The organism is Vibrio sp. R15-SG3-ISO1B, assembly GCF_059833835.1.
The window spans coordinates 125,206-140,966 of the sequence record NZ_JCBDGG010000034.1; the positions used below are offsets into that span (position 1 = coordinate 125,206).

12 protein-coding genes and 1 pseudogene are annotated in these 15,761 nt (G+C 50.1%); 5 read left to right on the forward strand and 8 right to left on the reverse strand.

Features of this window, described 5'->3' with window-relative positions:
- Positions 1-4: 4 nt before the first annotated feature.
- Positions 5-1,009, forward strand: a pseudogene (nagZ, locus tag AC6R0S_RS10560) (beta-N-acetylhexosaminidase); the annotation flags it as partial.
- Here nagZ and btsR read toward each other — a convergent pair.
- Complete coding sequence (gene btsR / locus AC6R0S_RS10565; RefSeq protein WP_487901865.1) at positions 1,003-1,716, reverse strand: two-component system response regulator BtsR; 714 nt, start codon at positions 1,714-1,716, stop codon at positions 1,003-1,005. The pseudogene nagZ and the gene btsR sit on opposite strands and share 7 nt — an antisense overlap.
- A 49-nt stretch (positions 1,717-1,765) precedes the next feature.
- The gene (locus tag AC6R0S_RS10570; RefSeq protein WP_500630089.1) at positions 1,766-3,445 is read right to left on the reverse strand and encodes a LytS/YhcK type 5TM receptor domain-containing protein; all 1,680 of its coding nucleotides are present in this window, start codon (positions 3,443-3,445) and stop codon (positions 1,766-1,768) included.
- A 251-nt stretch (positions 3,446-3,696) separates the two neighbouring features.
- Between AC6R0S_RS10570 and AC6R0S_RS10575 the strand changes: the two genes are divergently transcribed.
- Complete coding sequence (locus AC6R0S_RS10575) at positions 3,697-4,785, forward strand: 3-deoxy-7-phosphoheptulonate synthase (RefSeq protein WP_500632706.1); 1,089 nt, start codon at positions 3,697-3,699, stop codon at positions 4,783-4,785.
- A gap of 22 nt (positions 4,786-4,807) precedes the next feature.
- Positions 4,808-5,935 (forward strand): bifunctional chorismate mutase/prephenate dehydrogenase, encoded by a 1,128-nt coding sequence (tyrA, locus tag AC6R0S_RS10580; RefSeq protein WP_487901868.1) that lies wholly within the window; start codon positions 4,808-4,810, stop codon positions 5,933-5,935.
- Positions 5,936-6,019: 84 nt separating this feature from the next.
- On the opposite strand, the gene AC6R0S_RS10585 is transcribed toward tyrA, so the two are convergent.
- The 3 genes from AC6R0S_RS10585 to ettA all read right to left on the reverse strand — a co-directional run bounded on the left by AC6R0S_RS10585 (position 6,020) and on the right by ettA (position 9,294).
- Positions 6,020-7,030, reverse strand: coding sequence for a M23 family metallopeptidase (locus tag AC6R0S_RS10585; RefSeq protein ID WP_487901869.1), 1,011 nt, complete (start codon positions 7,028-7,030; stop codon positions 6,020-6,022).
- A 10-nt stretch (positions 7,031-7,040) separates the two neighbouring features.
- Positions 7,041-7,412 (reverse strand): PilZ domain-containing protein, encoded by a 372-nt coding sequence (locus AC6R0S_RS10590; RefSeq protein WP_487901870.1) that lies wholly within the window; start codon positions 7,410-7,412, stop codon positions 7,041-7,043.
- A gap of 214 nt (positions 7,413-7,626) precedes the next feature.
- A complete protein-coding gene (ettA, locus tag AC6R0S_RS10595) occupies positions 7,627-9,294 on the reverse strand; it encodes an energy-dependent translational throttle protein EttA (protein ID WP_334554083.1) in 1,668 nt (555 codons plus the stop codon).
- 225 nt (positions 9,295-9,519) lie between these two features.
- Between ettA and sltY the strand changes: the two genes are divergently transcribed.
- Both sltY and trpR read left to right on the forward strand, forming a co-directional pair.
- Entirely contained in the window at positions 9,520-11,472 is a 1,953-nt protein-coding gene (gene sltY / locus AC6R0S_RS10600) for a murein transglycosylase (protein WP_500630087.1), read from the forward strand.
- 74 nt (positions 11,473-11,546) lie between these two features.
- Positions 11,547-11,846 (forward strand): trp operon repressor, encoded by a 300-nt coding sequence (trpR, locus tag AC6R0S_RS10605; RefSeq protein ID WP_334554086.1) that lies wholly within the window; start codon positions 11,547-11,549, stop codon positions 11,844-11,846.
- Here the strand turns inward: trpR and yjjX are convergent.
- From yjjX to AC6R0S_RS10620, 3 genes are read right to left on the reverse strand one after another with little or no spacing between them, the layout of a single operon-like run.
- Positions 11,843-12,379 (reverse strand): inosine/xanthosine triphosphatase, encoded by a 537-nt coding sequence (gene yjjX / locus AC6R0S_RS10610; protein ID WP_500637879.1) that lies wholly within the window; start codon positions 12,377-12,379, stop codon positions 11,843-11,845. The two genes, trpR and yjjX, sit on opposite strands and share 4 nt — an antisense overlap.
- Complete coding sequence (locus tag AC6R0S_RS10615) at positions 12,351-14,696, reverse strand: putative bifunctional diguanylate cyclase/phosphodiesterase (RefSeq protein WP_500637876.1); 2,346 nt, start codon at positions 14,694-14,696, stop codon at positions 12,351-12,353. The genes yjjX and AC6R0S_RS10615 overlap by 29 nt, the downstream gene beginning before the upstream one ends.
- Positions 14,680-15,720 carry a polyamine ABC transporter substrate-binding protein gene (locus tag AC6R0S_RS10620; protein ID WP_500637877.1) on the reverse strand — a complete coding sequence of 347 codons (1,041 nt, stop codon included), beginning with the start codon at positions 15,718-15,720 and terminating at the stop codon, positions 14,680-14,682. The genes AC6R0S_RS10615 and AC6R0S_RS10620 overlap by 17 nt, the downstream gene beginning before the upstream one ends.
- Positions 15,721-15,761 lie beyond the last annotated feature (41 nt).

Here is a 15,761-nt window from a genome sequence, read left to right on the forward strand (position 1 = left end):
CCATGGGCTGGAGTCAATTGACATGGGACCATTATGGCTAGATGTGGCGGGGTACGAACTGACCGCTGAAGACCGAGAAATTTTGCGCCATCCCACCGTCGGGGGCGTGATTCTGTTCACACGCAATTATCACGATAGCGAGCAGTTACAAGCGCTGACCGCGTCTATTCGACAGGCGGCGAAACGACCTATCTTGATCGGCGTGGACCAAGAAGGGGGCCGCGTACAGCGTTTTCGCGATGGGTTCTCTTCCATTCCCCCCGCTCAAGCGTACGCCGAGCATAAGAATGGGGAGCAACTGGCCCGTTGGGGCGGCTGGCTGATGGCCGCTGAATTGATCGCGCACGATATCGATTTAAGTTTCGCGCCAGTTCTGGATAAAGGGCATGAATGCCGTGCGATTGGTAACCGGGCATTCGGTGACGATGTGGAGAGCGTCATTCGTCATAGCCGAGCGTTTATGCAGGGGATGAAGACGCTAGGTATGGCCACGACAGGCAAACACTTCCCAGGCCATGGTGGTGTGATTGCTGACTCTCATCTTGAAACACCGATTGATGAGCGCCGTTCGATTTTTGAACTCGATATGCAAGTCTTTAAGGCGCACATCGACGCTGGAGTATTGGATGCCATGATGCCGGCGCACGTGATCTACCCTCATTATGACGATCAGCCCGCCAGCGGTTCACGTTATTGGTTGCAGCAGGTATTGCGTCAGCAACTGGGCTTTGATGGCATTGTCTTTTCTGATGATTTGACCATGGAAGGTGCAGCGGTCATGGGTGGTCCTGCACAGCGCGCGCAGCAATCGCTTCAAGCGGGTTGCGATATGGTTTTGGTGTGCAATCAGCGCGATGCACAAGTGCAAGTGTTGGATGGCTTGACCATTCAGGCAGTGCCTAAGGCGCACACTCTACTCAGAACCCAGCGATTTACGCTCAGCGAATTGACCCGGAGTGATGAGTGGAAGCAAGCCTCCGAGGCCATGAAGCGCATGCTGGATCAGTGAAAACCGAGCCGCTCTTTGAGTGTTTTTAAATAGCGGCGGCTGACTGGAATCGGGTAACCGCTAACGGTGTAGATCTCCGCAAGGCCGTTTTCGAGCAACTTGATCTCCTTAATGGTTTTCAAGTTGACGAGAAACTGGCGATGGCAGCGTACCAGCGGGGTTTTTTCTTCCAGCACCTTTAACGTCAATTGAGAGGTCGCTTTTTGATGCCGAGTTTGTACATGGACGCCCGAAATATCGCTGTAAGCAAATTCGACCTCTTGCGTTGGGATGATCACGATGCGGTTCAAACCGATACAGGGAATTTGACTCAGCGCCTCAGGCGCCAAAGCGGATGGGAGCGGGCGGGGCTCTGTGTGTTTAAGTCGTTTGATGGTTTTTCCCAAACGACAGGGCTCAACCGGCTTGAGTAAGTAGTCAAACGCATTGTCCTCAAACGCTTGAATGGCAAACTCATCATACGCGGTGACAAATACCACCTTGGGCATGGTGTCGGGGTCGAGCATGCTCAAAAGCTCAATCCCTGTGATTTGCGGCATTTGAATGTCGAGAAAGACCACATCTGGCCTCAATTGGTTGATCTTCTTTAGCCCCTCAATGGCATTGCTTGCTTCACCTATGACGGTCACACATTCCGTTTCTTCAAGCAATTGGGTCAGCTCTTCGCGGGCAAATCGCTCGTCATCAATGACTAGTGCTGTCAGCATGTATCGTCCTTACTCATCAATCCGCATTACTTATCAATCCGCATCGGTTCTACGCTACCTTCAAAGGGCGAGGTATGATAAAGCTCATTTGTGTTAATTGGTTGGGTTTTACCTCAATATTGAGCGCTGAACCACGGCCAAATTTACTGGTGAGCCGTTTATCGACAATTTGCATCCCTAATCCTAGGTGGCCTGGCTCGGGTTCTTGATAACTGCCGGCGTTGTCTTCCACCACAATCCTTTCGCCCTGTGGCGTTGTTTCGTTGTATATCCGCACATGCCCGCCCTCGAGCAAGTTTGAGATACCATGCTTGATCGCATTTTCCACCAAAGGCTGCAAAGTAAAGGTGGGGACTTGCAGATTGAGTAACGCGTCGTCAATGTCGATTTCCACTTCCAACCTATCATCAAAGCGCGCTTTCTCGATCGTTAGGTAGGCGTTGACGTGCGCGAGCTCCTCTTTGAGTGTCACACTGGCGATGTTTTGCTTGAGGTTACTGCGAAAGAACTGCGACAAATGCTGAATCAGTTCACGCGCCTTGGCTGGATCGCGACGGATAACGGCACTGATGGTGTTTAATGCATTAAACAGAAAGTGCGGATTGACCTGCGCGTGCAGCAGTTTGATTTCCGCCTGCGAGAGTAGAGTCTGTTTCTGTTGGTAATCACCGTAGAGGATCTGACTGGAGAGTAACTGCGCGATCCCTTTTGCCATCGTCATATTGATGGTGGAGAAGAGTTTGCGTTTGGGTTCATAGAGCTTAATCGTGCCGATCACCTTATCACCAGAGCGCAACGGGATGATCAAGGCGCTGCCCAGCTTGCATGTGGTTGAGAGCGAGCATTGATAAGGTCGCTCGCTGCCATCGAGGTAGATGATGCTGTTTTGGTTGATGGCGTCATAGGTGCTTTGTGAAGAGATCGGCGTTTGCGGTTTGTGGTGATCATCGCCAATACCGACAAACGCGAGGATTTTTTCATTATCGGTGATCGACACCGCGCCGACGTTGGTCTCTTCATAGACAATGCGGGCGATTTTTTCTGCGTTCTGACTGGTAAAACCGGAGGCGAGGATACCGACAGAGCGCTCGGCAATGTTTAATGCTCGGCGTGAAAACGTCGCCGAGTACTCCTCAAAGATGGTTTTGCGGTCGTGAAGGATGCTCATAAACAGGGCTGCCCCCACCGAGTTGGCGATGATCATAGGCGCAGCGATGGCCGAGACGAGTGTGTAAGCTTGATCAAAGGGTTTCGCCACAATCAAGATGATCACCATCTGCACTACCTCGGCGACCAAAGTAATGGCAAACACCACACTGGCGTTAAAAAGCTGCTCTCCGCGACCTTTACGCAGCAAATAGGTGTGGAGAAGACCACCAATAAGCCCCTCCGCCGTGGTGGAGATCGCGCAAGCTAAATCGGTAAAGCCACCTAACGTATATCGGTGTAGCCCCCCTGTGAGACCGACAAAAAAGCCAACAACAGGGCCGCCAAACAGACCCCCCATAACCGCACCAATGGCGCGCGTGTTCGCAATGGCATCATTGATTTGTAGACCAAAGTAGGTGCCCATAATGCAAAATAATGAGAAGAGAATGTAGACACTGACCTTGTGGCTCAGCCGACTTGAGATGCTAAGTAAAGGAAGAAAAATGGGTGTCTTGCTGAGCATATAAGCCAACACAAGATAGACACACATTTGTTGCAGCAAAGAGAGGATCAGGTCCATAACACACCGTACGTCTGTTTTTGTATAGTGTATATCGTAAGCCAGCGGAAAGGTATCGCCGAGGCGGAAAGGCATTCTTGATTTAGAATGACCGCTCCGTTCAGAAAGTAATGAGTGTATATAATTATTTACACTTTGTGTTTTTTATTGTTTACGGTTGCATTCTTTTTTTACTCTGTTATTTTGTCGTTATTGCTTTGTATAAGCACCCAAATAAGAATGAATGTAAACTTAAGTGTACGGTGAGCGAGATGAAAAAGAGTGAGTTAAGTAATATCAATATTACGGACGAGCAGGTCCTAATTACCCCTGAGCAGTTGAAAGAGAAGCTGCCGCTGAGTGACAAAGCGCGCCGTTTTATTCAAGAGTCTCGTCAAACCGTTGCCAACATTATCCATAAAAAAGATCACCGTCTATTGGTGGTGTGTGGTCCTTGTTCTATTCACGACGTCGATGCCGCAAAAGAGTACGCGCAGCGACTGAAAAAGCTCAATGAGCAACTCAGCGATCAACTCTACATTGTGATGCGTGTGTACTTTGAGAAGCCGCGCACGACCGTCGGCTGGAAAGGTTTGATCAATGACCCGCATCTTGACGGCTCTTTTGATATTGAACATGGCCTACATGTAGGTCGTCAACTGCTGGTGGAACTGGCAGAGATGGAGATTCCACTGGCCACTGAAGCGCTCGACCCTATCAGCCCACAGTACCTCGCTGATACCTTCAGCTGGGCGGCGATCGGTGCCCGCACGACGGAATCTCAAACTCACCGTGAAATGGCCAGTGGCCTTTCGATGCCGATTGGCTTTAAAAACGGTACCGATGGCAGCCTGTCTACTGCCATTAACGCGATGCAAGCGGCCTCTTCAAGCCACCGTTTTATGGGCATCAACAGCGAAGGCCAAGTGGCGCTGCTTACCACACAAGGTAACCCGAATGGTCACGTGATCTTACGAGGCGGCAAACAGACCAATTACGATTCTGTCTCCGTAACGGAATGTGAGCAAGACATGGCAAAAGTGGGTCTTGACGCCTCGTTGATGGTGGATTGTAGTCACGCCAACTCACGCAAAGATTTCCGCCGTCAACCACTGGTGGCGGAAGATGTGATTCACCAAATTCGTGAAGGCAACAAGTCAATTATTGGTTTGATGATTGAAAGTCACCTAAATGAAGGTAACCAGTCATCTGACATCCCGCTAAGTGAGATGAAATACGGCGTCTCTATCACGGATGCGTGTATCAATTGGGACGCAACTGAGGCACTATTACGTCACGCTCACAAAGAGCTGGTTCCATTTCTACAAGACCGCTTAGCGAAGTCATACTTCGCAAGTTAAAAAGGGATACGAAGGGATATTGATGGCTGTAGAACTTAGCGGGTTGCGTGATGAGATTGACGCAGTCGATAAACAGATATTAGCTTTACTGGCGCAGCGCCTCGCATTAGTAGAGAAAGTGGGAGAGGTAAAAAGCCAGCACGGTTTGCCCATTTATGCGCCTGACCGCGAAGCGGCGATGTTGGCTTCCCGCCGAGCCGAAGCGGAAAAGATCGGGGTTCCCCCTCAGTTGATTGAGGACATCTTGCGCCGCACCATGCGTGAGTCCTACGCCAGTGAAAAAGACTCCGGCTTTAAGTGTTTGAACCCAGAGCTGCGTTCGGTGGTGATCGTTGGTGGTAACGGTCAGCTTGGTCGTCTGTTTGGCCGCATGTTTACCTTGTCGGGCTATCAAGTCAAAGTGCTTGGCAGTCAAGATTGGCCGAATGCGGACGAGATCCTCCACAACGCGGGCATGGTGGTCGTGACAGTGCCGATTCATCTCACTCAAGGGGTGATTGATAAACTGGGTAATCTGCCCCATGACTGTATTTTGTGCGATCTCACCTCGATTAAGTCTAAGCCGCTGCAAGCAATGATGGCGATTCACTCTGGCCCTGTCGTCGGTTTGCATCCGATGTTTGGTCCTGATGTGCCGAGTTTAGCCAAGCAGGTCATTGTCTATTGTGATGGTCGTGGTGAAGAGCAGTATCAGTGGCTGCTCAAGCAATTTTCAATTTGGGGCGCGAGTTTGTGCCAAATTGATGCCAAAGAGCACGATCAAGGCATGACCCTGATCCAAGCTTTGCGCCACTTTACTTCGTTTGCCTATGGCCTACACCTTAGCCGAGAAAATCCGAATTTGGACAAGCTACTGACGCTGAGCTCGCCGATTTACCGTTTGGAGTTGGCCATGGTTGGGCGATTGTTTGCGCAAGATCCCAACCTCTATGGCGACATCATCCTCTCTTCGCAAGAGAATATTGAGATGATTAAGCGCTTCCATCGCAGTTTCGGTGAGGCATTAGAAATTTTGGAAGGTAAGGACAAACAAGCGTTTGTCGACAGTTTTAACAAAGTGAGCGAGTGGTTTGGAGACCATTCTCAGCAGTTTATGAATGAGAGCCAAAATCTACTTAAGCAAGCGAACGATGCGATTCATCGTGGCTGAGCTACATTCTTGTTATAAAAAAAGCTGCCTAGGCAGCTTTTTTTGATCGCGTTGCATTTATCTGCACATCGACCACCCATGTACTTATTGCACGCTGGTGTGCTCAGGTTCCGAGTCGTCCGCTTTTACGGTATTGACCGAGTCATCAACGTACGGGCTTTGCGTCAAGCTCACTTGCAGTCTGACGGTGTTATCAATCAACTGTACCAGCGGAGCCCACTTCACTTTGTTCTCTTTTTCAAACAAGTAGTGGAAGTTGTCCGGGGTCCAATCCATGGTGTATTGCGGGTTGAGCGCTCGCCCTAAAAAGCGGATCTCGTAGTGCAAATGAGGACCCGTTGAGTTGCCAGAATTGCCACAAGTGGCGATCTGCTCGCCTTTGCTGACAAACTGACCGCTGCGTACTTTAAACTTGGCAAGGTGCGCGTAGGAGCTCATAAAGCCAAACGAGTGACGTAAGGTGAGGAAGTTACCAAACCCTTTGTTGCTCGGTCGCACGGTTTCTACCACACCATCGGCCGGTGAATAGATAGGCTGACCAGGTTTGCAGGTGAGATCTATCCCGGTGTGTGTATGGCGCTGCCCTGTAATGGGGTTTGTGCGCCTCCCGTAAGATGAGGAGACACGCAGGTACTCCATCGGTGAGTCATTGGGGATCAGACGAAACATCGTCGCACGCACCGCAGAGTCTATTGCTGCAGCATCAATACGGCTTTCCAGTGGGACTTCTTCCAGTGGTGTTTCTTGATTGTCATCAACCAAACCGAGCACCGCTTCCACATCGTACACGCGTCGACCCAATACGCTAATCTGAGTCTTCTTCGCTTCAAGCTCTTGCACCAACTGATGGGTTTCGTCTTGCTGCTGGCTGTAAAGCTGCTCGAGTTGACGCTTTTCTTCACTCACTGCTGCCAGTGCTTGCGTGAGCGCCGCTTGCTCGCTTTGGCTTGTTTGCCAGTAGGTGTATACACCAGTGCCTGCGGCCATGACACCTACAACCGCTAGGGCCAATGTGGTCGCGACAGCACGACGAGATAGGTAAAAACGCGAAATACCAGCCGGCGCTGGTATCGAAATAGTAATTTTGTTCGACATATGGGTTCTATTAGGCTTCTTCACCTAAATCGGATAAATGTTCAATATCCCTATGGAGAAGATCGTCATCCCCAACATTGAGTTCGACCAGGCGTTTTAGGTGTCCGATACTCTCAATATCAATATGATCGATCGCAAGACGGATGATATTGTTATTGAGTCCAACCACCTTGGCGACAAGTTGAATCTCGACATCACTCCCTGGAAGTGAAAATTGTACATTGACGTCCTCTTCGCGGCTCAGCGTCGAGGCAGCATCACATGCGAGTAATACACCGTGCAAAGAAAGATCACGAATTGATGCGTCAATACGATGCGATCCTTGAACTAACACGGCAGGGGCTTGATAAACCACCCGTGAAAATCGGCGACGTTCTTTCATCTGTTGCTTCTCCCATGACTATGTGTTGAGTCTAGCAGACAAGCGATAAAGACAAACCCTCGACCCTTCTCATTGTTGACCTACTCAACAGAATATTTTGCCCATCAGGCCCAATGCTCTGAGATGGCGCGAACCATCAGTGAGTCGCTATCGTCCTCAATATGAAAGGCCGCTAATCTTAGCGGCCTTTGGGTAAAGATCAAGCGGTAATCGATTACTTGGCGATACGCTTGTACTTGATACGGTGTGGTTCGGCTGCTTCAGGCCCCAAGGTCTTTTTCAGCCATTCCATGTATTCCGTGTAGTTGCCTTCGTAGAAGTTCACTTGGCCTTCATCACGGTAATCAATGATGTGCGTAGCGATACGGTCAAGGAACCAACGGTCGTGCGAGATCACCATGGCACAGCCAGGGAATTCAAGCAGCGCTTCTTCCAATGCTCGTAGGGTTTCCACGTCGAGGTCGTTGGTTGGCTCATCGAGAAGCAACACGTTGCCGCCCGCTTTAAGCAGTTTCGCTAAGTGGACACGGTTGCGCTCACCACCCGACAACTCGCCAATCACTTTCTGCTGATCGCTGCCTTTAAAGTTAAAGCGAGAGCAGTACGCGCGAGCAGGGATTTCGAAGTTGTTGATCTTGATGATATCCGCGCCTTCCGAAATCTCTTGGTAGACGGTTTTCGAATCGTCCATCGAGTCACGGAACTGATCGACGGATGCCAACTTGACGGTTTCACCCATTTCGATAGTGCCTGAATCTGGTTGCTCTGCACCACTCAACATCTTAAACAGCGTTGATTTACCCGCACCGTTGGCACCGATGATGCCGACAATCGCCCCTTTTGGCATGCTGAACGACAGGTCATCAATCAATACGCGGCCGTCGAACGACTTGCTCAGGTTAGAGACTTCAATCACCTTGTCGCCAAGACGCTCACCTGGTGGAATAAACAGCTCGTTGGTTTCGTTACGCTTTTGGCGATCGCCGCTTTGCAGCTCTTCAAAGCGAGCCATACGCGCCTTAGACTTCGATTGACGGCCTTTCGGGTTTTGACGAACCCACTCCAGCTCTTTCTCAATGGTCTTTTGACGTGCTTTCTCTTGTGACGCTTCTTGTTGCAGACGCGCGTCTTTTTGCTCTAGCCATGAGGTGTAGTTACCTTGCCATGGAATACCTTCACCACGGTCCAATTCAAGGATCCAACCTGCGGCGTTGTCGAGGAAGTAACGGTCGTGGGTAATCGCCACAACGGTGCCAGTGTAATCGACAAGGAAACGCTCTAGCCACGCGACGGATTCGGCATCCAAGTGGTTGGTCGGTTCGTCGAGCAGCAGCATATCTGGCTTAGAAAGAAGTAGGCGACAAATCGCCACACGGCGGCGTTCACCACCCGATAGATGAGCAATTTTTTGATCCCACTCAGGCAGACGCAGTGCATCCGCGGCGCGCTCCAGCGCGTTTTCGAGGTTGTGGCCTTCTTTGGCTTGAATCAGCGCTTCTAGCTCACCTTGCTCTTTTGCGAGGGCATCGAAATCCGCATCGGGTTCTGCGTAAGCCGCGTAGACTTCGTCCAGACGCTTCATTGCGCCAGCGACATCAGATACCGCCTCTTCGACGATTTCACGTACCGTTTTCGATTCATCGAGCACAGGTTCCTGTGGCAGGTAGCCGACATTCAGGCCCGGTTGTGGACGCGCTTCACCATCGATGTCGGTATCAATACCCGCCATGATGCGTAGTAGGGTCGACTTACCAGCACCATTGAGGCCCAAAACACCGATTTTTGCGCCAGGGAAAAAGCTCAGAGAGATGTCTTTAAGAATTTGTCGCTTTGGTGGCACCACTTTGCTCACGCGCGACATGGTATATACGTATTCAGCCATTGCCGATCGTTCCTAACTATTCAATCTACGTAACTCGTCATTTTATACCAAGCGAACGCGTTTTGTTACTCCCGAGAGGGAGGAAATCGGTTCAACGTCAGTCAAGCCTTGCCACTCAATGTCACTATTGTGTGAATTTATTATTATTTACATCTGAGCTCTTTACAGCAGGGGGGAGGATCGAGTTAATTTAGAGAGAGGTTTTCCCTTCAAGGATGAGGCTTTATGACGCTGAGCGATTCCCGTTTGTTGTCCTACTTTTCTCGAACCGCGGTCTGGTTTTGTGCGGTTGTGGGCAGCGCCACTTATGCTACTTCAGCGGTAGCCGACCTCGCCACTCAGCGAGCGTTGTACGATCAAGCACAAGATTTGCTCGATGAGAAAAAGGTTGATGATTATCAGGCTCTAAGGCCCGACATCGCCGACTATCCCTTAACGCCCTACGTCGATTATCGCGCTTTCTTAGTCAACATTGGAAATCGCTCCTCCGCAGAGGTGAACCAGTTTATTGAGCGCTATAAAACGCTGCCTTTTTCTGGGCGTATCAGCGCACCGTATTTGGACGCCTTAGCCAAAGATAACCAATGGCAGCGCTTTCTTGAATTTCAGACAGCGCTGCCGAGAGGCGAGAGTTATCAGTGTCACTATTACTGGGCTCATTACCAAACAGGCAACAAAGCGTTAGCATGGCAAGGCGCGAAAACGCTATGGCGATCCGGTTCAAGTATTGCGGATGCGTGTGACCCGCTTTTTGCCGCTTGGGATACGCATGGCCAACGCAGTGATCGTGATGTGCTCGATCGGGTATTACTCGTGTTTGACTCTGGAAATGGCAGCTTACTCAACTACTTGGTCAAGCAACTTGAGAGTGAGCAAGCCAAAATAGCAGGACAACGAGCGCAATCGCTGTTTCGCGATCCCGCAACCTTGGCAAAGGCGGCAGCGCAGTTTCCTGATGAACCGTTTTATCATCAGTTAGTCAGCAGCGGCATGAAAAAGCTCGCGCGTCGTGACGTTGTCAAAGCGCAGCAAGAGTACAGTGACGTGATAGCGGCAGTGTCGCTACCCACCGAATCTCAGCAGAATTTGGCCGATTTTATTGCTTTTCGTTTGATGAATCGTGACGAGCCGGAGCTGATCGCGTGGCGTGATGATGTGATAGCGCACAGTGCTAACCTCTCTTTGCTCGAGCGGCGCATCCGTTTGGCGATAGGTGAAGATGACTGGCCAGCGGTCAGTCGTTGGCTTGATGCACTCCCTGTGAGTTATCAAGAGACCCTCCGCTGGCAATATTGGCGCGCGAGAGCGGAAATGGCCGCCGGTCAAATGAGCCAAGCGAATCAGCGTTTAGAGGCTATTGTTGGTCAGCGCAACTTCTACAGCGTGGCAGCCGCGCAAGCGCTTCAGCGTTCGATTGTCTATCCCACCTCCACCATTACATTGGCGCCCGAGCTGGTTGAGCCGTTTGAGACGACTCTCGTGCGGATCGAGGAGTTGATTGATCGCGATAAAATTACCGCGGCCAAAAGTGAGTGGCGATGGCTACTTGGGCGGGTCAATAAATCGCAGCGAGAGATGCTGGCCGCTTATGCATCGTTCAAAGGTTGGCACCATTTGACCGTTACCGCCAGTATTCAGGCCAAAATGTGGGATAACCTAGAAATTCGTTTCCCGATTGCGCATCGCTGGTGGTTCAATTTCTATGGCGATAAGCACAATATTGATCCTATCACCCTAATGTCACTGGCCCGCCAGGAGAGTGCGATGGATGTCGAGGCCCGTTCGCCGGTCGGTGCACGCGGTATTATGCAGATCATGCCTTCTACGGCCAAATACACGGCGAGAAAGTATCAGTTAACTTATCAAGGCAGTGCGGATCTGTACGAAGTGGGCAAAAACATCGAAATCGGTAGCCACTACCTGAAAGGGCTGCTTGACGATTACGACCATAACCGCATTCTGGCATTCGCGGCGTATAATGCGGGGCCGAATCGGGTCAAAACGTGGCGTGAGCGCAGTGACGGTAAGCTGGACGTGTTCGCTTTTATTGAAGCGATCCCCTTTAAGGAAACGCGCGGTTATGTACAGAATATTTTGATGTTTGAAACTTACTATCGTGAAGTGCTGGGTGAGGACGGACACTTTTTGAGCCAAAAAGAGCTGCAAGCGAAGTACTGAGACCGTGACGCTTGAATCCAAAGGTAAAGCTTGGGAATATTGACGCTATCAATGGTCGTACTGAAGTAAACGCAATGGAACCAGAGTACAAAGAGTGGCAACAGATCCTAGACCTTGTCGCCAAAAGCAGTGAGTCTCATCAACATGAGATGCTACTGACGATGCTGCTGACGCCCGATGAAAGGGAAGCGTTGGTCGCGCGGGTCAATATTTTCCGTGAGTTACTGAAGGGGGAATTGTCACAGCGTCAAATCAGTCAGATGCTGGGGGTAGGGGTAGCTACCATCACGCGCGGCTCGAATGAACTCAAATCCAAATCCGCGCAAGATAAAGCCGCGTTAGCGGCTCTGCTCGAGCGCGGTGAGACCGATTAAGACTCCCTACCACTCACTGGGAAGTGGTCTGGATTCATAAATGGGATGAGCGCCAAAACAAGCGCTTGATGGTACACGGAGCTGCGCGTCAACAAATCGTGGGTCAGTAGGCTGATAGCGCCGCCTTTTTGCTTAATGTTTTCAGTGCCAAAGACCTCATCCATCACATCGCCAAGTTCATTGGCGTCTTTGAGCTTGTCAAGGACCACCGGTGGCAACATCAAGCTCGCTGAACGCGATTCGCCGCGTTGTTGTTGAGACTCAATCACCATCCATGCAAAGGTCACTTGTCCTTCAATACCGGCTTCTAGCCCAACATAGAAATCCGCATCTGCTACTGCCTGCTTGGCGTTGGTCACACGTTGGCGAGCACCTTGGTACGTCTCTTGATTGCCCATCGGTTGGTCAGCGACGCCGCTTGGCACGCTAACGCCAGAGAATTCAAACGATTGGTTTGGAAACGAGGCAAGAAACGCACTTTTTACCGCGTTGATCTTCGCCGGGTTAAGCGAAGCGACAATAACCTTCTTCACGGTCATCAATAACCTCTTCTGGTGCTAAGTGGATTAGGCTGAGCTGCGCTAAGGTCAAAGGCGGAGACAAGTAATAGCCTTGCATATAGTCACATTCATAACTGGCTAGCCACTCGTGATCCTCTTGCGTCTCAATGCCCTCAGCGGTGACTATCATAGATTGTGAGTGGCAAAGATCAACCAAGGGTTTGATCACTTTACGGTTATCGGTTTTGACTAGCGTGGCTAAGAACTCTTTATCAAGCTTGATCTTTTGCACTGGGTACTCGACCAGTTGAACGATGGAGGTATAGCCAGAGCCAAAGTCATCAATGGCGAGCTTAAAGCCCATAATTGACAACTCATGAAGCAGTAGATAGCTCTGGGAGTCTGAGGCAAAGGTCTCGGTAATTTCAAAATCGATCAAGCTAGGAATCACGTGATACTTATCGCTCATTGTCTGAATAAACTGGGCGAGTTGTAACGAGTCGAGTTCTGCTGACGACAGGTTTATAGAGACTTGCACTGGGCCGTCAAAGCTACTCTGAATATCGGCAAAGTCTTTGAAAGCTTCTTCAATCACCCAACGATCAATACTGCCAAATAGGCCGGTTTGTTCAGAGATTGGAATAAACTCACTGGGTTCGACTCGCCCCAACTTAGGCGATTCCCAGCGCAGCAGCGCTTCAACCCCGCGAATTTCACTGCCATCGCGATTGTAATAGGGCTGATAGAGCAAAGTGAACTCTTTGTCGTACTCACCACTACGCAGCGCGCGCTCGATTTTCTCTTTGCGTCGCACCACGTCATCGAGCGCTTTCGAGTAAGGCGCCACTTGGTTTTTACCGGCTCGTTTGGCTTGATACATGGCTGTGTCGGCATTGGAGAGTAACTTGGCCAAGTCTTTGCCATCATCGGGGTAGCAGGCGATACCAATACTGGCCGTGATTGGGAAAGAGCCCAAAGGGGAGTGAGTGTGGCTTTGAATCGGTTGCAAAATCGCGTTGGCGATGTGGGTCGCGTAATCGCCTTGTCTGCCAGCGGCAATAAATATGGCAAATTCATCACCAGAAAGACGAGAGGCGAGGGACTTGACGCCAAAATTGTTTTCCAGTTGGTCGCACAGTGTTTTCAAGTGCTGGGCGAAATTGACCAGTAGCGTATCGCCGATGTGATGGCCGTACTTGTCATTGACGTACTTGAAGTTATCGAGGTCGATGTAAAGAATCCATGCGTGAGTGACGGCCAGAGTATTGGAAAGGCTGCGTTCAACGCACATCTGAAATTGGTAGCGGTTGGCCAACTGAGTTAAATGATCGTTCTCTGCCATCGCCTTGGTTTTTTGATAGCTCGAATCAAGCTCACGATACATGTCATAAAAACGCATCGACAAGCGACCAATTTCGTTGTCACTGCCCAACCTGTCGATGTTGTGTCGCTTGTGTTGCTCCACCTCTTGCAATTGGTGATCAAGGCGGGTGATGGGACGAATGACATGTCGATAAAGTAAAAACAGTAAGATCAGCACGGTAACCAAAGAGGACGCACCAAACGAGAGCAGTAGCTTATGTTCGATTTTGGCCAATTTTTCGGTCAGTAGATAGTGCGCTGGGTCAAGCACGGCGAACAAGCCATGTTTAAGCTCGACCGACTGGGTTAAACCAGACTTAAAAATGGGCTTGGGGGCATAGAAAATACTGCTGTCGTTATCAAATTCGATGATGTGTTTGAGCTGATCATATTTGTCGAGTGTCAAAGCCACCACGACAAAAAATACCCGCTCCTTGTTATAACTCAACGGCACATTGAGGGTGCTTTGGTCGAGCACATCATAACGAATCAGAATGCTTTGGCCTTGGAAGTTTTTTGCAAACCCTAGATGGCGCGTTTGGCCGCTATTGTTGTAGGTCTGCTCAACATAGTCGCGCACGTTGTCATCGAGCGTTGCGAACGGGTCGGATTGGTTGTCCGAATAGAACTCCACGTTTTGTTCGCTATCGAGAATCGCGACGGCAATCGAATCATCGTCGCTGGTTTGCAGCTGCTTGACGGATAGCTGCAAATTGCTGATCAGATTCATTTCTCGATAGGGGTTTTCGGGTTGGGTCAGGTAGTAACGGATGATGTCGCTTTTGGTCAATGAAAGTGAGTAGCTGTTGAGTAATGCAACGGAGTGACGAAAGTGACCGGCGAGCTTTTCCATCGTGAGTTGCAGATAACTGTTCTCACGTTTAATTAGCGCATCTTTTTGGTTGATGTAGATGCTATAGCTAGATACCGCCGCGCTCATCAGCACCACGGGGGCAACCAGCAGTAGGACTCTAGTGCTGAGCTTCATGACGTTTGAGAATACTATTAATAATTTTTGCCCTTAGGCTTATGTTGGCCGCGGTGAGCTCGCTGTCGATCAGCGCCCCGTCGACCCTGCTTGATTCTGGAAATAATGATGCATCATTTATGTACCATTCTGGCAACAGTTTCAATGCACTTAAGTTGGGCGTTGCAGCTTTAATATCTGTTGCATTTATTGCAGCAATATTGGGATCCATCAGGAAATTCACAAAGGCTTTGGCGGCGTCTTTGTTGGTGCTGCTTTTCGGAATCGCCAGACAGTCGACCCAAATGAACAACTGTCCTTCAGGAATCACAAAGCCCCATTTCCCTTCACCGTAGAAACGATTGAGAGAATATTGATCTCCGCTGTAGGCCAGCGCCATGTCCAGTGCGTTGGCATCCGCTTGGCTACGGATATAGCTGAGGATGTACTCAAAGGTCAGTACCCGGTCACTAAATTCAATTAACTGTGGGTATGCCTTTTGTAATGTGTCCGGGTTGTCTTCGATTGGAGAGAGACCAAGCGCATAAAACAGCGGAAGAAAGCTTTCGATGCTGTCGTTAATCATGCCGATCTTACCTTTGTGCTCTTGGGGCGGGTAGACGAAGTCATGCCATGTTGCGGGCGGATGTTTTACCGCCGAGTGCCGAAATGCAATGCCCACTGTCCCCCAAAAGTAAGGAACGGCATGGGTGCCGCAGACTTGATTCCACTTAGCCGCATTATGTTGACGGTTGGAGAGGTCAGTTAGGTCCTCAAACATGTTGAGGCGACCATAGATTTGCGCAGAGACGTTATCAAGTACGACAACATCAAACGGCAACTGGTCAGTGCGGAGCATTAATAAACTGCGTTTGTCGTCATTGTCAAAATGGTCAAGGCGCAGAGGGGTAGAGCTTTGTTGCTGCCATTGGTCAATCACGTTCGGGGACAAGGTGTCCTCCCACATGTAGAGATTGAGTGGATTGGCGTACGTAATGGCGCTACAAAAGAGCGGAGCAATGAATGAATAAAGAGCGAGCCTCATAACTGACTTTATTGAGTTGATGAATGAAAGTCAGCGCGTGC